This window comes from Streptomyces sp. NPDC048566 (assembly GCF_043199735.1).
Taxonomy (GTDB): Bacteria; Actinomycetota; Actinomycetes; order Streptomycetales; family Streptomycetaceae; genus Streptomyces.
This window is the reverse complement of record NZ_JBICWL010000011.1, coordinates 24848-44060: the sequence shown is the minus strand read 5'-3', so window position 1 is coordinate 44060 and position 19213 is coordinate 24848. Positions and strand designations below refer to the sequence as shown.

Sequence of the window (19213 nt, the reverse complement as noted above, 5' to 3'; positions counted from 1 at the left end):
CGCGCGGGTCCCGCGGCCCGGGCCGCGGGCTCAGACGATGTTGCGGAGCACCGCCCAGGCCACCGCCACCAGCAGCACGAGCACCTGCGTGCGCGCCGTCGGCCGCGGACTCCAGTGCCGCCCCCGCAGGCCCTCCACCGTCCAGCGCGCCAGCAGGGCGAGCGCGAAGGGCGCGGCGAGCAGCAGCATCCTGTTGTCGTGCCAGGCGGCGCCGGCGTGGCCGTGCATCAGGTCGTAGACCATGCGGGTGCCGCCGCAGGCGGGGCAGAGCAGTCCGGTCACGAGCCGGAAGGGGCACCCGGGCAGCAGGTGACCCGGCTCGTGCGGGTCGGTGCGGTAGAGATAGGCCGCACCCGCCGCCCCTGCCGCGCCCGCCGCGAGGGGCGCCACCGCCGGGTGCCGCGTCACGGCCCGGCGCGCGGCGCCCACGTCAGCCACGCAGCACCCGGCCGTCGGAGTCGGTGGCGCTGTTGCCCACGAGCAGCATGATGCCGTCGACGATGCTCCATATCCCCAGGCCCCCGCAGGTGAACAACTGGGCTATGCCGATCCCGACGTGGCCCAGGTAGAAGCGCCCGATGCCGAGCCCGCCGAGGGTGAGCTGGAGGACACCCGCGACGATCTTCGACTTCTCGGAGTAGGGCCGGCCGTAGGGGTCGTAGCCGTACGGGGCGTTCGGGTCGCCGGTGTAGGCGCCGGACGGGACCGGGCCTCCCGGGTATCCGTACGGGCCCGGGTTCCCGTACGGACCCTGCTGGGCGTACGGACCGCCCGGCCCGGCGCCGTAGGGCCCGGTGCCGCCGGGCGGCGTGGCCCCGGGGTGCGGGTAGCCGTAGCCGGGCGGCTGGTTCGGCGGCTGCGGCGGCTGGTACGGCTGCTCGGTCACGGTGGTGGCTCCTGGTGCGCCCGCGCGCGAGGACGCGGGACGGGTTCGAGGGCGGAGATCGTTCAGGCCATCGTGCAGGAGGACGACCGTCGCGCAGAAGGGGTTCCCGGAAAAGTCCGGTGCGTCCCGGTGGGCGTCCCGGGGCTCCGGCGCCGCGGGGCGGAGCCCGGCGGGCCCGGGCCGGGCCCGCGCCCGAGCGGGATCGCCTCAACGGGTGATCGGATGTTCGGTCCGCGGTCGGGCCCGCGGTCGACGCCCCCGGCCCTGCCTAACCTGATGGCATGTCAGATGACGTGTCGTACGAACTGCTCGGACTCGACAACGTGCTGCTGCCCGTCGGGAACATCGGCGAGGCGGTGGACTTCTACGGGCGGGCCGGCTTCCCGCTGGCCTTCCGGCTCGACGAGGCCGGGATCGCACTGCTGAAGATCGGCGAGGAGACGCCCGGGGTGCTGCTGCGCCTCGACGGGGAGCTGAGCCACCGGCAGCCGCCGTGGGCGTCGCCGCGGCTGTGGGTGGAGGTGCCGGACGCCCGCTCCGCGGCCCGGTCGCTGGCGGCCGCGGGCATCCCGCCGCTCGACGAACCGCACTCCGGCGCCACCGGCTGGACCGTGGAGTTCGCCGACCCCTGGGGCAACGTCTTCGGCCTGACGGACTACACCAAGCGTCCCGAACTCGCCCGCAGGGCCTGAGCGCCCGGCCCTACGACCCGGTCGGGGCGCGGGCGGCCCGGGCGGTCCGGGCGGTCCGTGGCGGGGCGCCGCCGGCCCCGCCACGGACGGCGCGCGCCCGAGCCGGGACCGCGCCACGGTTCGGACCGGCGGGCCCGGTCCGGGAGAGCGGCACCGGAACCGGACTTGAACATGTTCAAAAGGAGGTCTACATTCATCCTCGACAGCGTTTTGAACGCGTTCAAGAAGGGGTGGGGACATGGACCTCACAGTCGTCGCGTACGTCATCTACCTGCTCGTCAGCATCGCGCTGACGGTCTGGGTGGCCCGCACACTGAGCAGCAACGGGCGGATCTTCCTGTCGGACGTCCTGCACGGGAACGAGAAGCTCGCCGACGCCGTCAACCACCTCCTGGTGGTCGGCTTCTACCTGGTCAACCTCGGCTTCGTCGCCCTCTACCTGCACCAGAGCGACGAGATCGGCAACGCCCGCGAGATCTTCGAGGCACTCTCCACGAAGCTCGGCGTCGTCCTGCTGGTGCTGGGCGTCATGCACCTGGGCAACGTGTTCGTGCTGAACAAGATCCGCCGGCGGGGGGTCATGGAGCGGGAGCAGACCCCGCCCGTGCGGCCGACGGACTGGACCGCGCCCGCGGCCGGAGCGTGAGAGCGGTGACCGGCATCCCGGCCGGCCCGGACCGGGGCGCCTCGCGCGTCCCGGTCCGCGGGCTCACCGTCCTCTTCGACCCGCACTGCCCGCTGTGCGCCTTCCTGAAGGACTGGCTCGCCCGGCAGCCGCAACTGGTCCCGCTCCGCTTCGTGCCGGTCGCCTCCGAGGAGGCCCGGCGGCGCTACCCCGGCATCGACCACCGCGCCACCCTGAGCGAGATCACCGTGGTGGGGGACGCGGGGCAGGTCTACCAGGGAGCTCCCGCGTGGATCGTCACCCTGTGGGCGCTGCGCGAGTACCGGGCGCTGGCCCACCGGCTGAGCACCCCCACCGGGGCGGCCTTCGCCCGCGGCGCGGTGCTGGCCGCCGCCAAATGGCGCGAGACCCGGCGGTCCGGGCGCTCGGGCGGCGGCGCCTACCAGTGGGGCGACGGATGGAGCTACGACCCGGCCGCGGGATGGACGTACGCACCGCCCTGCGACGGCGGCGGATGTTCACCCGCCCCCACTGGTTAGGCTCGTCCCGTGCCCGTACCGACAGACAGCCCCGGCCCCGGCGAGCCCTCCGCGCCCGGCCCCTCCCCCTCCCCCGCCCCCGCCGCCCCCTCGGGCCGGGAGGCGGGCCGGAGCCCGGCCAAGAGCGAGCAGACCCGGGCCCTGATCCTGGAGACGGCGATGCGGCTGTTCCAGGAGCGGGGCTACGACAAGACGACCATGCGGGCCATCGCGCAGGAGGCCGGGGTCTCGGTCGGGAACGCCTACTACTACTTCGCCGGCAAGGAACACCTGATCCAGGGCTTCTACGACCGGATCGCCGCCGAGCACCAGGCGGCCGTCCGCGAGGTGCTGGACCGGGAGACCGACCTGGAGGCGCGGCTGGGCGGCGTGCTGAAGGTGTGGCTGGACATCGCCACGCCCTTCCACGAGTTCGCGGTGCAGTTCTTCAAGAACGCCGCCGACCCGGACAGCCCGCTCAGCCCCTTCTCCCCCGAGTCGGAGCACGCGCGCGCCGAGGCCATCAGCGTCCACAAGGAGGTGCTGGCCGGGGCGAAGACCAAGGTGCCCGAGGAACTGCGCGAGATCCTGCCCGAGTTGATGTGGCTCTCGCAGATGGGGCTCGTCCTGTACTGGGTGTTCGACCGCACGGAGGGCCGCGAGCGCAGCTACCGGCTCGCCGAGCGGGGCGCGCGGCTGACGGCGCGCGGGGTGTCGCTGGCCCGGTTCCGGCTGCTGCGGCCCCTCGTGCACGAGGTGCACGAGCTGTTCACGGACTTCCTGCCGGGGATGACCAGGGCGCTGCCCGACCCGGCCGCGAAGGCCGGCGCGCGGCGGAGCCGGGAGGCGGCCGGCGACGGCCCGGAGGGCGCCCGCGGGACGGTGTGAGGGGCGGGCGGCCGGTGGCGCCGCCCCGCGGGGGCCCGGAGCGGTCAGCCGACCGCGTCGGCGTCCACCTCGCCCTGCGCCAGCCGCACGTCGTACACCAGCGGCCGGTCGGCCACCACGACGTGCCCGGCCCGCGCCCCGTGCGAACGGGCGGTCGCCGAGAGCAGGTACGTGCCGGGAGCCGGCACCGAGACGATGTACGAGCCGTCGGCCAGCGAGGTCACGCGGTCGAGCTGGCGGCCGCCCTTGGACAGCAGCGTCAGGACCGCTCCGTCGACGGGCGCGCCCTCCGCGTCGCGTACGAAACCGTGCACGACGCTCGCGCCGCCCTCGGGCGGGGCGGGCTCCTCGGCGGGCCGTTCCCCGGCCGGCTCGACCGCCAGGTGCGGCAGTCGCTTCTCCAGGCCCGCGGGCAGCCACCAGTTGGCGTCGTCGAGCAGGTGCATCGCGGCCGGCACCAGCGCCGTCCGCAGGATGAAGGCGTCCAGCGCGACGGCGGCGGCGAGACCGACGCCGGCCATCGCCGCTCCCGAGTCCCCGCTGAGGACGAAGGCCAGGAACACGCAGACCATGATCAGCGCCGCGGAGTTGATGACCCTGCTGGTCTCGGCCAGACCGACCCGCACGGCACGGGCGTTGTCCCGCGTGTGCACCCACTCCTCGTGCATCCGGCTCACCAGGAACACCTGGTAGTCCATGGAGAGTCCGAACAGCAGCGAGAGCATGATGACCGGCAGGAAGGCGTTGATCGGGCCCTCCTTGCCGAGTCCGAGGAGGTCCAGGCCCCAGCCCCACTGGAAGACGGCGGTCAGGACGCCGAAGGACGCGGCGGCGGCGATCAGGTTCATCAGCGCGGCCGTCAACGGGACCACCAGCGAGCGGAAGGCGACCAGCAGGAGCAGGAAGCCGAGGCCGATGATGGTGGCGACGAAGTACGGCAGCCGGTCCCCGGTGATGGTGGCGAAGTCCTTCGACACCGCGGTGACCCCGCCGACGTGCGCGGTCGCTCCGGCGTCCGGGATCACCCGGTCCCTGAGGGTGTCGATCAGCTCGTCGGTCCGCTGCGACTGCGGCGACGTCGTCGGCACGACCTGGATGACGGTCACGCCGTGCGCGGGCGGCAGCGCGGCGACCCGGGCCACCCCGGACGTCTCCTCGATACCGGTCACCAGGGCCCGCGGGTCCCCGTCGGTCACCACCACCTGGAGCGGGCCGTTGAACCCGGGCCCGAAGCCCTCCGCCAGCAGGTCGTACGCCTTCCTGGTGGTGGTCGAGGCATCGTCGTTGCCCTGGTCGGTGGCGCCCAGGCGCAGCGACAGGACCGGGATCGCGAGGATCGCCATGACGACGACGGCGAGGGCGGCGATCGCCCGCGGGCGGCGCTGCACCGCCGCGGACCAGCGCGCCGCGGCGCCGCTCGCCCGCTCGGTCTCGGGGCCCCGGTCGGCGAGCCTGCGCCGCTGGCGGCGGCTGAGCACCCGCTTGCCGAGCAGGCCGAGCAGCGCGGGCAGCAGCGTGGTGGCCGCGAGCACGCTGAACACGACGGTGAGAGAGGTCCCGATGACCACGCCGTCCAGGAAGCGCAGGTTGGTCACGAGCATGCCGGCCAGCGCGATGCACACCGTGCCGCCCGCGAACAGCACCGCCCGGCCCGAGGTGTTCAGGGCGGTGACCGCCGACTCCTCCGGCTCCATGCCGCGCAGGATGCCCCGCCGGTGCCGGGTGACGATGAACAGCGCGTAGTCGATGCCGACGCCGAGGCCGATCAGTGTCGCCAGCAGGGGGGCCAGGTCGGGGATGTCGGTGCCGTGGCTGAGCAGCTGCGTGGAGAACAGGCCCGTGCCGACACCGAACACGGCGATGCCGATGGGCAGCAGCATCGCGAACAGCGAGCCGAAGGCGAGGAAGAGGACGACGGCCGCGGCCAGGATGCCGACCATCTCGGCGAGTCCGGTGGGCGGTTCCTGCACCCGCTGGATCGCCTGGCCGCCCAGTTCGACCCGCAGACCGTCGCCCGCCGCGTCCCGCGCGGTGTCGACGACGTCCTGCACCAGCTCCTTGGGGACGGCGTTCGCCTGCTCGGTGAAGGTGACCTGGGCGTAGGCGATCGTGCCGTCACGGCTGATCTGAGCCGCGCCCCGCCGCCCGTCGTAGGGTCCCGCGACCGCGCCGACGCCCTTCATGCCGGCGATCTCGTCGAGCACGGGCTGCATCCGGGACCGCACGGACGCGTCCCGCACCGTCCCCGTATCGGCCTTCCAGACCACCGTGTCGGTGTCTCCGGCGCTGTCCGGGAAGGCCTTCTCCATCTGGTCGTACGCGCGCTTGGAGTCCGTGTTCGGAAGGGAGAAGACGTTCGCGTAGTCCGTGCCCGCGGCGGACGCCGCGAAGCCCAGACCGAACAGTGCCCCCACCCACAGCAACAGGACCACCAACCGGTGCCGATAGCACCACCGTGCCAATGCCGCCACGCTCAACGCTCCTTGTCGGGTCGATCGGTCGGTCCCCCAGGTCCTGCGCACAGCATCGGCCGCGCCGCGCGGGCGGGGACACGACGCGCCCATGACTCTCAAGGAACTCCAAGGAGACCAACGTCCCGCCGGCCGGGGGCCGCGCCGATACTGGAGGCATGAGCGCTCCCGGGGGATCCACCGTCCTCGTCGTCGAGGACGAGCCGAGCATCGCCGACGTCCTCACCATCGCGCTGCGCTACCACGGGTTCGAGGTGATGGCGGCGGGCACCGTCCGCGAGGCCCTCGCGCTCGCCGAGCGCACCCGCCCGGACGCGGCCCTGCTCGACGTCATGCTTCCCGACGGCGACGGCCGGGCGCTCGGCCGGGAACTGCGCTCCCGGTGGCCCGGTCTCGCCGTCGTCTTCCTCACCGCCCGGGACGCGCCCGCCGAGATCGTCGGCGCGCTCGGCTTCGGCGACGACTACATCACCAAGCCGTTCAACCTCGACGAGGTCATCGCCCGGGTCACCGCCGTGCTGCGCCGCACCCGGCCCGACGACGTGCTCCCGCAGCGCCCGCCCCTGCGGTACGGGGACCTGGAGCTGGACGAGACCACCTACCGGGTGCACCGCGGGGACGCCACCGTGGAACTCACCCCCACCGAGTACGCCCTGCTGCGCTTCCTGGTGCGCAACGGCGGGCGGATCGTGCCCAAGGACCAACTCCTGCGCCACGTCTGGCAGTACGAGCACCCGGCCGAGTCCACCGTGGTGGAGACCTACATCAGCTACCTGCGCCGCAAGCTCGCACCGCTGGGGCCGCCGGTGATCCAGACCCGGCGCGGCGTCGGCTACGGACTCGCGTGAGGGCGACGACCGTCCCGGTCCGGCCGCGCCGCCCGCGGTGCCGGCACGGCGTGCACTCGCTGCGCGGCCAGCTGACCCTCGCCAACGTGGCGCTCCTCGCCCTCGGCATCGTCACGGCGACGGCCGTGAGCCTCATGGGCATGCGGCACTACCTGCTCGACCAGGTGGACGCGCAACTCGCCAAGACCCGCGAGTCGCTGGGCGTCTCCCAGCTGACCATGAGCCAGATCGACTCGCTGACCGCCCTGACGTTCGTCCGGGACCGCATCGGGCCGGCGGTGGACGAGTCCCCCCGGCCGGACTCGCTGTTCGCCGCCGTCGACGAGCGGGGCCGCGCGGTCGAGGTGGCGGGTGTCGAACCGAGCGCCGGCCAGCGGGCGTTCGCCGCGGCCGTGGGCGAACCCGCCGCCCTGGCCGGGGACGGCGATCCGCGGGAGATCACCGTGCGCGGGGCCGCCTACCGGGCGACCGGCGCCCGCCTGGCCGACGGCACCTACGTCCTGTTCGCCACGTCGACCGACGGGCTGCACAAGGGCATCGGCAAGGCGCTCCGGCTCGACCTGACCGTCGGCACCCTGCTGCTGGCGCTGCTCGCCTGTCTCACCATGTTCAGCGTGCGCCGCCGGATGAAGCCGCTGGAGGCGATGGTGGAGACCTCGTCGGCCATCGCCGACGGCGACCTGACCCGGCGGGTGCCCTCCAGCCACCGCCCGACCCAGGAGGTCGAGCAGTTGCGGCTCGCCCTCAACTCCATGCTCCAGCAGGTCGAGTCGGCCCACCGCACCCGGGAGCGCAGCGCCGCCCAGCTGCGCCGCTTCGTCGGCGACGCCTCGCACGAACTGCGCACCCCCCTGGCGGCGATACGCGGATACCTCCAGCTGTACGACAAGGGGATGCTCACCGACCCCGTCGAACGGCGGCGCGCCTGGGACCGGATGAACGGCGAGGCCGACCGCATGGGCCGCCTCGTGGACGAGTTGCTCACGCTGGCCCGCCTCGACCAGCGCCCCGAACTGCGCCTCCGGGCCGTCGACCTGAGCCGGCTGGTGCGCGACGCGGCCGGGGACCTGCGGGCCCAGCAGCCCGGGCGCCCGGTGACCGTGGAGGCCGACGGCGCCCTGCTGGTGCAGGCCGACGAGTCGGGGCTGCGGCAGGTGCTGGGCAATCTCGTGGGCAACGTGACCACCCACACCCCCGCGGACGCGCCGGTGCGCATCGCCCTGGTGCGGGCGGGCGGTGTCGTGCGGCTGAGCGTCGCGGACCGCGGGCCGGGGCTCGGCGAGGAGGACGCCGCACGGGTGTTCGACCGCTTCTTTCGTGCGGGCGGCGGTGCCGGCAGCGGCCTCGGCCTGGCCATCGTGCAGGGCGTGGTGACGGCGCACGGGGGGAGCGTCGCCGTGCGGACGGCGCCGGGCGAGGGGCTCGACGTGACGGTGACCCTGCCGGACCGGTGAGCCCGCGGCGCCCCGCGCCCGGCCCGTGTGACCCGCGGACCACCGCGACCGGGGCCGCCGATGCGCTTCGACCCCGCCGTGAGCTGCGAGAACGGACTTGGGCAGATGCTGACCCCAGCGATTGAACACGGTCCGACACGGCGCCGTACACCTCGTCGAAGGCGGCACCGGTCCCCACCCTCCCGGTCCGCCCGCCACCACCGCGCCGCGCAGGGAAGGACCGCCGGGTTGTCGTTCACATCGAGGTCACGACAGGTGCCGAGGACGGACGGGGTGCCGCCGGGCGACACACCGGAACGGGAGGTGCCCGGGGAGGCGCCGGAGCGGCGCGGCCCCGCACCCGGGCCCGGCACCGGGCCGGCCGCCGCCCCGGCGGTTCAAGGGCCCGAACCGGGCGGGTCCTCCCCCGCGCCCGAGCCCCCCGCCACGCAGCCCGCCGCCGAAACGCCCGCGCAGCCCGCGACGGCGGACGCGCGGGCAGCCGCGGACAGCACGGCGGAGGCGGTCGGCACGGGGGACGCGGGCGCCACCGTGGACGCGGGAGCGACGACGGCCGTCGACAGCACGCCGGACCCGGGAACGACGACCGGCGCGGACGCCGACAGCGCGACGGACACGGCGGCGAACGCGGGCTCGACCGGCACGAGGGGCACGGCCGCAACGGAGGACCCCGGCAACACGACGAACTTGGGCACGACCGGCGCGTACACGGACAGCGCGGCGGACACGCGCGGAGACGCGGGCGACACGGGGGACGCGGCAGCGGCGACAGCCCCCGGCAACGCGACCAACCCGGGAACGACGACCGGCGCGGACGCCGACAGCGCGGCGGACCCCGGCAGCGCGACGGACGCGGGCGCGGGGGACGCGGACGGCACCGCGGACGCGGGCGGCCCGGTGGCGGCCCGGTGGGCGCCGCGCGCATTGCGGGAGCGGTACCCCCGTGCCGCCCGCGGTGTGGCGGGGACGGTGACCGGCCTCGCCGTCCTGCTGGTCCTGTTCGCGCTGCTGATGCCCGGCCGCGCCGACGGGTTCCACCCCGCGGAGTTCCTGCGCCTGCCGGTCGAGGCCGTGTTCGGCGCCGCCCTGCTGATCGCGCTGCCCCGCCGGCCGCGGATCGCCGCGGCGGTGGCCGCCGGGCTGGCCCTCGGCGCCCTGACCGTGCTGAACCTGCTCGACATCGGCTTCAACGCGTATCTGGGCCGGGGCTTCAACGTGGTCCTGGACTGGTCGCTGTTCGGCGACGCCCGGGCCTACCTCCAGGACACCTTCGGCAGCGGCGGCGCCCTCGGTCTCGCGGTGCTGGCCGTGCTCCTGGTGCTCGCCGTCCTGGCGCTCGTCACCCTCTCGGTGGTCCGGCTCGCCGCCCTGGTGGGCCGGCACACCGAGGCGGCGACGCGCGCCACGCTGCTGGCGACGATCGTCTGGGTGACCTGCGCGGCGCTCGGCGTCCAGGTGACGGGCGTGCCCGTCGCCTCCGAACAGGTCGCGCTGGGCGTGCAGGACCGGGCGCGGCGGGTGCGCGACACGATCCGGGACGAGGCCGCGTTCGCGCGGATCGCCCGCAAGGACGCGTTCGCGAACACGCCGCCGGACCAGCTGCTCACCGGCCTGCGCGGCAAGGACATGATGATCGCCTTCATCGAGAGCTACGGCCGCAGCGCGATCGAGGACCCCGTCGAGGCGCCGGGCGTGGACGCGACCCTCGCCGCCGAGAACCGGAAGCTCACCGCCGCGGGGTTCGCGGCGAAGAGCGGCTGGCTCACGTCGGCGACGTACGGGGGCAGCAGCTGGCTCGGGCACTCGACGTTCCTGTCGGGCCTGTGGATCAACAACCAGCAGCGCTACCGCACCGTCACCGCGGGGAAGCACCTGACCCTGCCCGGCGCCTTCGCCAAGACGGGTGACTGGGAGACCGTCGGCGTCATGCCGGGCGTCCAGAAGGCGTGGCCCGAGCAGAAGTTCTACGGCATCGACACGCTCTACGACTCCCGCGACCTCGGCTACCGGGGGCCGAAGTTCAGCTGGTCGACCATGCCGGACCAGTACGCGCTGACCGCGTTCGAGCGGCTGGTGCACGGCAGGAAGCACGACAAGCCGCTGATGTCGACGATCATCCTGACGTCGAGTCACCAGCCGTGGGCGCCGATCCCCCGTACGGTCCCGCAGGACGAGGTCGGTGACGGATCGGTCTACGACGCCGTCGAGAAGGCCGGCAAGCGGCCCGGCGACATCATCACCAGTGCGCAGAAGTCGAAGGAGGAGTACGGCAAGTCCATCCAGTACTCGGTGACGAGCCTCATCGACTACCTGACGCGGTACGGCGGCAAGGACACGGTGCTGGTCTTCCTCGGCGACCACCAGCCCATCGCCCGGGTCAGCGGCGACCACGCCAGCCGCGACGTGCCGGTCTCGGTGGTCGCCAAGGACCCGAAGGTCCTCGACCGGATCGCCGACTGGGGGTGGACGGACGGTCTCCGCCCCGCGCACGGCGCTCCCGTCTGGAAGATGAGCGCGTTCCGCGACCGCTTCCTGACGGCGTACGGATCGACACCGCACCCCTGAGGGCTCACCGCGGCCCGTCCCGGCCGGAACGGGCTCGGCCGCACGGTGCGCGACGGGGCGCGGCGGGGTGGTCAGGCCTGGCGCGAGGCGAGCTCGACGACCGTGATGTCGGAGGGCGCGCCGACCCGGGTCGGCGGCCCCCAGGCGCCCGCGCCGCGGGAGACGTACAGCTGAGTGTCGCCGTAGCGCTCCAGTCCCGCGACCGTCGGATTGGCGGCCGCGGCGACGAGGCTGCCCGGCCAGAGCTGCCCGCCGTGGGTGTGGCCGGAGAGCTGGAGGTCGACGCCGTGCCGCACCGCGTCGTGGATCTGCACCGGCTGGTGGGCGAGCAGCACGCAGGCCCGGGCGGGGTCCCGGCCGCCGAGCGCCCTGCCGAAGTCGGGGCCCTGTCCCTCGCTCTCGCCCTGTACGTCGTTGACGCCGGCGAGGTCGAAGCCGGCCAGCTCGGTGCGCGCGTTCTCCAGGGGGTGGATGCCCAGTTCCCGTACCTCCCGGACCCACTGCTCGGCCCCGGAGAAGTACTCGTGGTTGCCGGTGACGAACCAGGCGCCGTGCCGGGCCCGCAGCCCGGCGAGCGGGGCGGCGGCGGGGCCCAGGTCCTTCACGCTGCCGTCGACCAGATCGCCCACGACGGCGATCAGGTCGGGCTGCGTGGAGTTGATGGTGTCGACGACCTTCCGCGCGAACCCCCGGCCGAGCACCGGCCCCAGGTGGATGTCGCTCACGACGGCGATCCGGAAGCCGTGGGCGGACCGCGGCAGCTTGGCGAGCGGCACGGTGACCCGCTTCACCGAGGGCCCCCGCAGCACTCCGTACGTCCCGTGGGCGACCGTGCCGACGGCCGCCGCGGCGACGGCACCGCCCACCACCCGCGAGACGAACAGCCGTCGGGAAGGCGACGCGAGCGGCCGGGCACCGTCCGTCGGGGCGGTGCCCGCGCGACCGTCCGGGGACGCGCCGTCCGGCGGGGGCGCCGGCAGCACCGGGGCCGCCCGTGGCCCCGGCCGCGCCGGGTCCGCCGATGCCGTCGGTGACGTCGGTGAGCGCGGGGCGGTGGGCGCGGGTGCGGGGAAGCGTTCCGCCGGCGTCCCGGCGGCTGCCGACGGAGACGTGTCCGCCTCCGGCGGGGCCGGGTCCGTCGCAGCCGGGTCCACGGCGGCGGGGGCGGCCGCGGCGCGGACCGCGGCACGGCGGTCGAGGGCCCGCCGCAGCAGCGGCCGGAGGAGTTCCCCCGCCGCCAGCGCCAGGAGCAGGTAGAGCGAGAGGGCCATCCACAGGAAGCCGGGCCACCCCAGACCCCGCTGGAGCCAGAACGGCGCGCCCGCACGCTCGCTCACCAGGGCGCCGACCATCAGCAGCGGCCCCGCGACGAACACGGCCGTACCGATCCGGCGGGCCGTTCCCGGTCCGGCCGTGGTGTCCCGCACCAGCCGGACCCAGGCATACCGGTGGAACCCGGCGAGCACGGCCGCCACGGCCAGACCCACCAGCACGAACACGACGACCACGGCGCCCCGCCTCCGTTATGACGTTCGGCGCAGAGCGCGCAGGCCGCGCAACCCGATGACCCCGACGACCGTCCCCAACACAAAGGAGACGACGGCCAGCGTCAGGTGCACCCAGAAGTAGGCCGTCGGATCGCCCGCGGAGTCGAACGCGAGTCCGCTGCCGTCCTTGTAGAGATTCTTGACGAAAGTGGCCCAGATGACCCAGCTCCACACCCCGAAGGCGAGCAGGAACCAGGACACGGGGCGGCTGAGCTTCATGGGTTCAGTATCGCCGCCTCCGGCCGGGACCCGGCGCCGGGGTGCGGAGGGCCCGCAAGGCGCCCCGGACGGCGGTGGGCCCGCGGGGCACCCGCCCTGTACTTTCTCGACCGTGCCAGCCTCGAAAAAGACCATCACGCGATCCTTGTTGGTCACTTCAGCCACCATGTTGACTCTGTCTCTCACCGCGCCCGCCCACGCGGACGGCGACGCCCTCCCCACGGCCTCCCCGTCGGCGACTCCCCCGGCGACCATGTCGCGCGTCGGCGGCAGCCGGCTCGGCCTGCCCGGCAACCAGGTGAACCTCGCCGACGGCGTGCCGGTGCTCCCCAAGGACGTCAGCGCCCGCTCCTGGATCATCGCCGACGCGGAGTCGGGCGACGTCCTCGCCGCGCACAACGCGCACTGGCGGCTGCCCCCGGCGAGCACCCTGAAGATGCTGTTCGCCGACACCGTGCTGCCGAAGTTCCCCAAGACCACCGCGCACAAGGTCGCCGCCTCGGACCTCGCGGGCATCGGCGCGGGGTCCAGCCTGGTGGGGATAAAGGAGAACGAGACCTACTCCGTCCACGACCTGTGGCTGGGTGTCTTCCTGCGCTCCGGCAACGACGCCGTGCACGTGCTGTCCGCGATGAACGGCGGAGTCGCCGGCACGGTCGCGGACATGCAGCAGCACGCCGAGGACCTCCAGGCGCTCGACACGCACGTGGTGAGCCCCGACGGCTACGACGCCCCGGGGCAGGTGTCGTCGGCGTACGACCTGACCCTGTTCGCCCGTTCCGGTCTCCAGAAGAAGGACTTCCGCGAGTACTGCTCCACGGTGCGCGCGAAGTTCCCCGGCGCCACGGCCGAGAACGCCAAGGGCCGGACGACCCGCGAGTCCTTCGAGATCCAGAACACCAACAGACTGCTGACCGGTGACAGCGATGTCGGCACCTACCAGGGCATCGCGGGGGTGAAGAACGGCAACACCACCAACGCGGGCGCCACCTTCACCGGGGTCGCCGAGCGCGGCGGCAAGGTGCTCCTCGTCACGGTGATGAAGCCGGAGAAGGAGGAGCACAACGAGGTGTACAAGGAGGCGGCGCGGCTCCTGGACTGGGGGTTCGAGGCGGCGGGCAAGGTCGAGCCGGTGGGCGAACTCGTTCCGCCCCAGGGCGTCGACACCTCGGCGCAGCCCGGCGCGAAGTCCTCCGCCACCCCGGGCTCCGGCTCCTCGCGGAAGCCGGTGGCGGCCTCCGCGGCGGCGAAGGGCCGGACGAGCGGTGTCGGTGTCGCGCTGGCCGTCATCGGCGGCGTGCTCGTCCTGCTCGCCGCGGGCGTCTACCTGGTGAACCGCCGCTGGCCCGGCCGTTCCCGGAGCTGAGCGACCGGCCCGCCCGTGCGCCGTCGCACCGGCCGGCCCGTAGGCGTCCGCTCCCGGGCGCAGGGCCGGGCGGAGACGAGCCGGACGCGGGTGAGGCCGGGCGTACGCGAGGGGTCCCGGTGCCTCTTCGGCCCGGGACCCCTCGCTGTCGGTCCGCAGGGCGCCCGCGGCGCCCGGCGCGGTCACACCGTCCGGCGCTCCTGGGTGCCGGACGGCGGGAGCGTCCCGGCCGCCGGGCCGTCGGCTTCCGCCGGTGCGTCCGTGTCGGACGACCGCCGGCCGGTCTCCGCCCCGGCCGGGGCCGCTCCCGCCGCGGCGCCCGCCTGCTGCGTCGCGCCCCCGTCCCCGCCCGAGCGCACCGGTCCTCCGGCTTCCCCCGTCGCTCCGCGCTCCTCGGCGTCCCCGGACTCCCCTGACTCCCCGGCGGGCTCCAGCTCGTCCTCCTTGCTCCGCGTCGCCGTCCACGCGGCGCAGAACAGCAGCAGCTTCGACGTGAAGTTGATCCACAGCAGCAGGGCGATCGGCACCCCGAAGGCGCCGTACATGCTCTTCGACGCCACACCGCGCATGTAGCCGCTGAGCAGCAGCTTGAGCAGTTCGAAGCCGATCGCGCCGATCAGCGAGGCGACGATCAGCCGACGGCGGGGCGGCTGGACCCCCGGCAGCAGGGTCAGGACGTACAGCAGGACGAGGAAGTCGGCGAGGACGGCCACGGCGAAGGCGATGATCTGGAGCAGCACACTCCCCCAGCCGTTCTCGTCGATGCCGATCTGCCGGGACGACCAGCCCACCGCCGTGGAGGCGAGCGTGGACACGGCGACGGTGAGGAGCACCGCGCCGCCCAGTCCGACGAGCACGCCACCGTCCTTGAGCTTGCGCAGCAGGGGGTTCCCCTCGCTGTCGGGCAGCTCCCAGACGGTGCGCAGGCACTCGCGCATCGAGCCGACCCAGCCGATGCCGGTGACCAGCAGCAGGGCACCGGCGATGAGCCCGATGGTGCCCGCGTTCTGGACCAGGTTGTTGATGTCCAGCTGGTCGGAGATGCCCGGCACCTGCTCGGCGAGCTTGTCCTGGAGGTCCTTCTGCTGCTGGTCGCTCAGCGTCGCGGCACCGATCGCCGCGGCCACGGTGAGCAGGGGGAAGAGCGCCACGAAGCTGATGAAGGTCATCGCCGCGGCGAGCCGGGTCCACTTCACCCGGTCCAGCCGCTCGTACGACCGCCACGCGTGAGTGGTCATGAGCGTCGCGACCCAGGGGCCCACGCCGGGAATCTTTTTCAGCCAGTCCATGATGGGCCCCTGCCCTCGCCTCGGAAAACCAATGTGCGGGTACCCCAAAAACGCAGGACCGTGGCGATCGCCATGCCGATGCCCGCGCCGGAGACGACGTCGGCCCGCCGCGAGGTGAGCCCCAGTCCGTAGTGGCTGACCGCGATGCAGAGCAGCTGCACCAGGGCGCCCGCGACGTTCACGGCGAAGAAGACCGCGTACGGCCGGGGGCCGCGGGCCGTGTGCCGGTAGGGGCCGAGCGCGTTCCCCGCGTACGCCACCGAGCAGCCCGCGAGGAACGAGAGGGCCTTGGCGGTCAGCGGGTCCAGCCCGGCCGGTCCGCGCAGCCACAGGAAGAGGCCGAGGTCGGCGGCGTAGGCGAGCAGCCCGGCGGCGGCGAAGCCGAGGATCTCGCGCAGGAACCGCCCGCGACCGCGCCGCCGCGCCCCGGCGAGGAAGGGTGCGCCCCCGGGAAGGGGCCTCCCCGCGGGGGACGACGCGGGGGCAGCCCCCGAGGGAGCGGTCCCGGGCGGGGCGACCCCGGGAGAGGCGGACTCCGCCAGGACCGCCCCGGACGGGACCGCCCCGGACGGAACGGGACCGGGCGGAACGGACCCTGCCGGCACGGCCTCGGACGGAACGGGACCGGGCGGAACGGACCCCGCCGGCACGGCCTCGCACGGAACGGGACCGGGCGGAACGGACCCCGCCGGGACGGCCTCGGACGGAAGGGGCACGGGAGGAGCGGCAGCGGGGGCGGCGGACCCGGGCAGGGCGACCCCGGGCGCGGTGGTCCTCGGTGCCGCGGTGCCGGGTGGCGCGGCGGCGCGGCCGGCGCGGTGATCGGCGGTCCTCACCAGTTCGCCACCGCGAGCCCGTACATCGCGAGCCACACCAGGCCGATGACGGCGAGCGCGCGGTCGTGCAGCACGACGTCCTCCGGTTCGCCGGCCGTTCCCCGGTCGGCGAAGACCGCGTAGCGCAGCACCGCGAAGACGAAGGCGACCATGGAGAGCTGGCGCCACGGCAGCAGACCGGTGCCGGCCACGCCGCCCTCCTCCAGGGCCCACAGGCAGTAGCCGAGGACGGACACCCCGGCGGCCAGCTGCCAGACGAACCGCAGGTAGCCGGTCGTGTACTCGGTGAGCAGCGCGCGCGTGGCGCCCGCCGCGCCGGCCATCCGCACGGCCTCCGAATAGCGCTTGGCGGCCACCATGAACAGCGCGCCGAAACCGGTGGTGATCAGGAACCAGCGGGACAGCGGGATACCGAGGGCCAGTCCGCCGGCCATCGCCCGCATGAGGAACCCGGTGGTGACGACGGCGAGGTCGACGACGAGGACGTGCTTGAGGCTGACGCAGTACGCCAGCTGCATGCCGATGTAGGCGGTCAGCAGGGCGCACACGGCCGGTGAGCAGAGCCAGGCGGCGAGGGCCGGCGCGAGGACCGCGAGGACGCCGCCCGCGGCGTAGGCGACGGGGACGGGGACCTGGCCCGCGGCGACCGGGCGGTGGCGCTTGACCGGGTGGGCCCGGTCGGCGGCGGCGTCCCGGGCGTCGTTGACCAGGTACACCGCGGCGGCGCAGGCCGTGAACAGGGCGAAGACGAGGGCGAGCCGCCCGAGCGCGGGCCCGGAGAACAGCCGGCCGGCCGCGGCGGGGGCGGCCACGACGAGCACGTTCTTCACCCACTGGCGGGGGCGGGCGGTCCGGACGAGGCCCCGCAGGAGCCCGGCCGCGCTCCGCGGGGGCGGCGGCGCGGCGGGGGCGCGTTCCAGCAGTGCCGTGCGCTCAGCCATGGCGCGCCCCGGTCCGGCGGGCGCCCAGCAGGGCCGCCGCGGCGCCCAGGGCCGCGCCCGCGGCGACGTCGGTCGGATAGTGCACGCCCACGACGAGGCGGGACACGCACATCGCGGCGGCCAGCGGGACGACGACGGGAGCGCCCAGCGCGCCGTAGGCGACCGCCGCGGCGGTCGCGGAGGCGGCGTGCGAACTGGGGAAGGAGTGCCGCCCCGCCGTCCGGACCCGCGGCTGCACGTGGGAGGGGCGCGGGCGGCGCACCATCCGCTTCACCCCCATGCTCGCGAGGTGCGCGGTGGCGGTGAGGGCGGTCGCGCGCAGCCAGGCGCCCCGCCGCTCCCGGTCGGCGGCGGCTCCCGCCAGTCCGGCGGCGAGCCAGAGCGCACCGTGTTCGCCGCTCCAGGACAGGGCGCGGGCGCCGGCCGCGACCCGGGGGTCCGTGCCGCGGGCGTGGAACGCGGTCAGCAGTCGCCGGTCCGCGGCGCCGAGCCGGCCGCCGGGCGCGGGCCGCGGGTCCCTGTCGTCACGGTCGTCAAGGTCGTCCATGCGATCTCACTCTTCTAGGGAGTGAGGGAAGAATTACGGCAATCTATGACGACATCCCATTAATCACCCATTTCGGTGAGGAGCCCTGAGGGGGCGCGGAGATTGCCCCGGTCCGCGCCCTCGCCGGCGCTACGGTCACGGGCATGCCTGCCGACACCGTCTCCGTCACGGGTTGGGGCCGCACCGCCCCGACCACCGCCCGTCTGGTCCGTCCGCGCAGCTACGAGGAGGCGGCGGCCGCCGTCCGGGAGTGCGGGGCGCGGGGAGGGATCGCCCGGGGGCTCGGGCGGGCCTACGGCGACGCCGCGCAGAACGCGGGCGGTGCCGTGCTCGACATGACCGGCCTGGACCGGGTGCACGCCGTCGACGCCGCCGGCGGCACCGTCCTGTGCGACGCCGGGATCTCCCTGCACCGGCTGATGGAACTGCTGCTCCCCCTCGGCTGGTTCGTGCCGGTCACGCCGGGGACCCGCTACGTGACCGTGGGCGGGGCGATCGGGGCGGACATCCACGGCAAGAACCACCACGTGTCCGGCTCGTTCGCCCGGCACGTGCTGTCCTTCGAACTGCTCACCGCCGACGGCGGCGTGCGGACCGTCGGGCAGGGTGATCCGCTCTTCGACGCGACGGCCGGCGGCATGGGCCTGACCGGCGTGATCCTCACGGCGACCATCCGCCTCCAGCCGGTGCGGACCGCCCTGATGTCCGTCGACACCGAGCGCGCGCCCGACCTGGACGACCTCATGGCCCGGATGACCGCCACGGACGGCCTCTACCGCTACTCGGTCGCCTGGATCGACCTGCTGGCGCGCGGCGCGCGGATGGGCCGCTCGGTCCTCAGCCGCGGCGACCACGCCCCGCTCGACGCCCTCCCCCCGCGCGCCCGCAGCAGGCCGCTGGCCTTCCGTCCGGCACGGCTGCCGGCCGCCCCCTCCCACCTGCCGGAGGGGCTGCTCGGCCGGACGACGGTGGGCCTGTTCAACGAGCTGTGGTACCGCAGGGCGCCCCGGCTGCGGACCGGCGAACTCCAGCCCATCTCCACCTTCTTCCACCCGCTCGACGGGGTGCCGCACTGGAACCGCGTGTACGGGCGCGGCGGCTTCGTGCAGTACCAGTTCGTCGTCGGGCACGGGCAGGAGGATGTGCTGCGGCGGATCGTGGGGCGGATCTCCGCGCACCGGTGCCCGTCCTTCCTGGCCGTCCTGAAGCGCTTCGGAGAGGGTGATCCGGGCTGGCTGTCCTTCCCGGTGCCCGGCTGGACCCTGGCCCTCGACATCCCGGCGAACCTCCCCGGCCTCGGCGCCTTCCTCGACGGCCTCGACGAGGAGGTGGCGGCCGCCGGCGGGCGCGTCTACCTCGCCAAGGACGCCCGGCTGCGGCCCGAGCTACTGGCCTCGATGTACCCGCGGCTCGACGCGTTCCGCTCGCTGCGGCGGGAGCTGGACCCCCGGGGCGTCTTCACCTCCGACCTCTCCCGCCGCCTGAACCTGTGAGGCGCCCCGCCCGCGCCCGCCCGTCCCG

General features: G+C 74.5%; 18 protein-coding genes. 9 read left to right on the top strand and 9 right to left on the bottom strand.

The window, feature by feature from the left end; all coding sequences use genetic code 11:
• Positions 1–30 precede the first annotated feature (30 nt).
• Both ACGFS9_RS18635 and ACGFS9_RS18630 read right to left on the bottom strand, forming a co-directional pair.
• Positions 31–438 (bottom strand): DUF2752 domain-containing protein, encoded by a 408-nt coding sequence (locus ACGFS9_RS18635; protein WP_393254445.1) that lies wholly within the window; start codon positions 436–438, stop codon positions 31–33.
• The gene (locus tag ACGFS9_RS18630) at positions 431–886 is read right to left on the bottom strand and encodes a TM2 domain-containing protein (RefSeq protein ID WP_393254443.1); all 456 of its coding nucleotides are present in this window, start codon (positions 884–886) and stop codon (positions 431–433) included. The genes ACGFS9_RS18635 and ACGFS9_RS18630 overlap by 8 nt, the downstream gene beginning before the upstream one ends.
• Positions 887–1167: 281 nt before the next feature.
• On the opposite strand from ACGFS9_RS18630, the gene ACGFS9_RS18625 reads away from it, so the two are divergent.
• The 4 genes from ACGFS9_RS18625 to ACGFS9_RS18610 all read left to right on the top strand — a co-directional run bounded on the left by ACGFS9_RS18625 (position 1168) and on the right by ACGFS9_RS18610 (position 3609).
• Complete coding sequence (locus tag ACGFS9_RS18625; protein ID WP_393254442.1) at positions 1168–1578, top strand: VOC family protein; 411 nt, start codon at positions 1168–1170, stop codon at positions 1576–1578.
• 238 nt (positions 1579–1816) lie between these two features.
• The gene (locus ACGFS9_RS18620; protein WP_393254441.1) at positions 1817–2224 is read left to right on the top strand and encodes a hypothetical protein; all 408 of its coding nucleotides are present in this window, start codon (positions 1817–1819) and stop codon (positions 2222–2224) included.
• Between the two features lie 5 nt (positions 2225–2229).
• On the top strand, positions 2230–2742 hold the full coding sequence (locus ACGFS9_RS18615; protein ID WP_393254439.1) for a thiol-disulfide oxidoreductase DCC family protein: 513 nt from the start codon (positions 2230–2232) through the stop codon (positions 2740–2742).
• Positions 2743–2751: 9 nt separating this feature from the next.
• The gene (locus ACGFS9_RS18610) at positions 2752–3609 is read left to right on the top strand and encodes a TetR/AcrR family transcriptional regulator (RefSeq protein WP_393254438.1); all 858 of its coding nucleotides are present in this window, start codon (positions 2752–2754) and stop codon (positions 3607–3609) included.
• 44 nt (positions 3610–3653) lie between these two features.
• Here ACGFS9_RS18610 and ACGFS9_RS18605 read toward each other — a convergent pair whose 3' ends face one another.
• Positions 3654–6071, bottom strand: a complete 2418-nt coding sequence (locus ACGFS9_RS18605; protein ID WP_393254656.1) for an MMPL family transporter — start codon at positions 6069–6071, stop codon at positions 3654–3656.
• Positions 6072–6238: 167 nt separating this feature from the next.
• On the opposite strand from ACGFS9_RS18605, the gene ACGFS9_RS18600 reads away from it, so the two are divergent.
• From ACGFS9_RS18600 to ACGFS9_RS18590, 3 genes are all read left to right on the top strand, one after another.
• On the top strand, positions 6239–6928 hold the full coding sequence (locus tag ACGFS9_RS18600; protein WP_393254436.1) for a response regulator transcription factor: 690 nt from the start codon (positions 6239–6241) through the stop codon (positions 6926–6928).
• Positions 6929–6978: 50 nt separating this feature from the next.
• Positions 6979–8382: an ATP-binding protein gene (locus tag ACGFS9_RS18595; RefSeq protein WP_393254434.1), complete on the top strand. Its 1404-nt coding sequence runs from the start codon at positions 6979–6981 to the stop codon at positions 8380–8382.
• 255 nt (positions 8383–8637) lie between these two features.
• Entirely contained in the window at positions 8638–10947 is a 2310-nt protein-coding gene (locus tag ACGFS9_RS18590; protein WP_393254433.1) for a sulfatase-like hydrolase/transferase, read from the top strand.
• A gap of 71 nt (positions 10948–11018) precedes the next feature.
• Here the strand turns inward: ACGFS9_RS18590 and ACGFS9_RS18585 are convergent, their stop codons facing one another.
• Positions 11019–12455, bottom strand: a complete 1437-nt coding sequence (locus tag ACGFS9_RS18585; RefSeq protein WP_393254431.1) for a metallophosphoesterase — start codon at positions 12453–12455, stop codon at positions 11019–11021.
• A gap of 15 nt (positions 12456–12470) precedes the next feature.
• Positions 12471–12713, bottom strand: coding sequence for an SCO4848 family membrane protein (locus tag ACGFS9_RS18580; protein WP_393254429.1), 243 nt, complete (start codon positions 12711–12713; stop codon positions 12471–12473).
• A gap of 112 nt (positions 12714–12825) precedes the next feature.
• On the opposite strand from ACGFS9_RS18580, the gene ACGFS9_RS18575 reads away from it, so the two are divergent.
• Complete coding sequence (locus ACGFS9_RS18575) at positions 12826–14079, top strand: D-alanyl-D-alanine carboxypeptidase family protein (protein WP_393254427.1); 1254 nt, start codon at positions 12826–12828, stop codon at positions 14077–14079.
• A 182-nt stretch (positions 14080–14261) separates the two neighbouring features.
• Here the strand turns inward: ACGFS9_RS18575 and ACGFS9_RS18570 are convergent, their stop codons facing one another.
• The 4 genes from ACGFS9_RS18570 to ACGFS9_RS18555 form a co-directional block, all read right to left on the bottom strand.
• Positions 14262–15368: a YihY/virulence factor BrkB family protein gene (locus ACGFS9_RS18570; protein ID WP_393254425.1), complete on the bottom strand. Its 1107-nt coding sequence runs from the start codon at positions 15366–15368 to the stop codon at positions 14262–14264.
• Positions 15356–15766 (bottom strand): GtrA family protein, encoded by a 411-nt coding sequence (locus ACGFS9_RS18565; RefSeq protein WP_393254655.1) that lies wholly within the window; start codon positions 15764–15766, stop codon positions 15356–15358. Before ACGFS9_RS18565 ends, ACGFS9_RS18570 begins: the two co-directional genes overlap by 13 nt.
• 434 nt (positions 15767–16200) lie before the next feature.
• A complete protein-coding gene (locus ACGFS9_RS18560; RefSeq protein ID WP_393254423.1) occupies positions 16201–17145 on the bottom strand; it encodes a decaprenyl-phosphate phosphoribosyltransferase in 945 nt (314 codons plus the stop codon).
• The gene (locus ACGFS9_RS18555) at positions 17138–17692 is read right to left on the bottom strand and encodes a phosphatase PAP2 family protein (protein WP_393254421.1); all 555 of its coding nucleotides are present in this window, start codon (positions 17690–17692) and stop codon (positions 17138–17140) included. The genes ACGFS9_RS18560 and ACGFS9_RS18555 overlap by 8 nt, the downstream gene beginning before the upstream one ends.
• Before the next feature lie 143 nt (positions 17693–17835).
• On the opposite strand from ACGFS9_RS18555, the gene ACGFS9_RS18550 reads away from it, so the two are divergent.
• The gene (locus tag ACGFS9_RS18550) at positions 17836–19185 is read left to right on the top strand and encodes an FAD-binding protein (RefSeq protein WP_393254420.1); all 1350 of its coding nucleotides are present in this window, start codon (positions 17836–17838) and stop codon (positions 19183–19185) included.
• Positions 19186–19213: the final 28 nt, after the last annotated feature.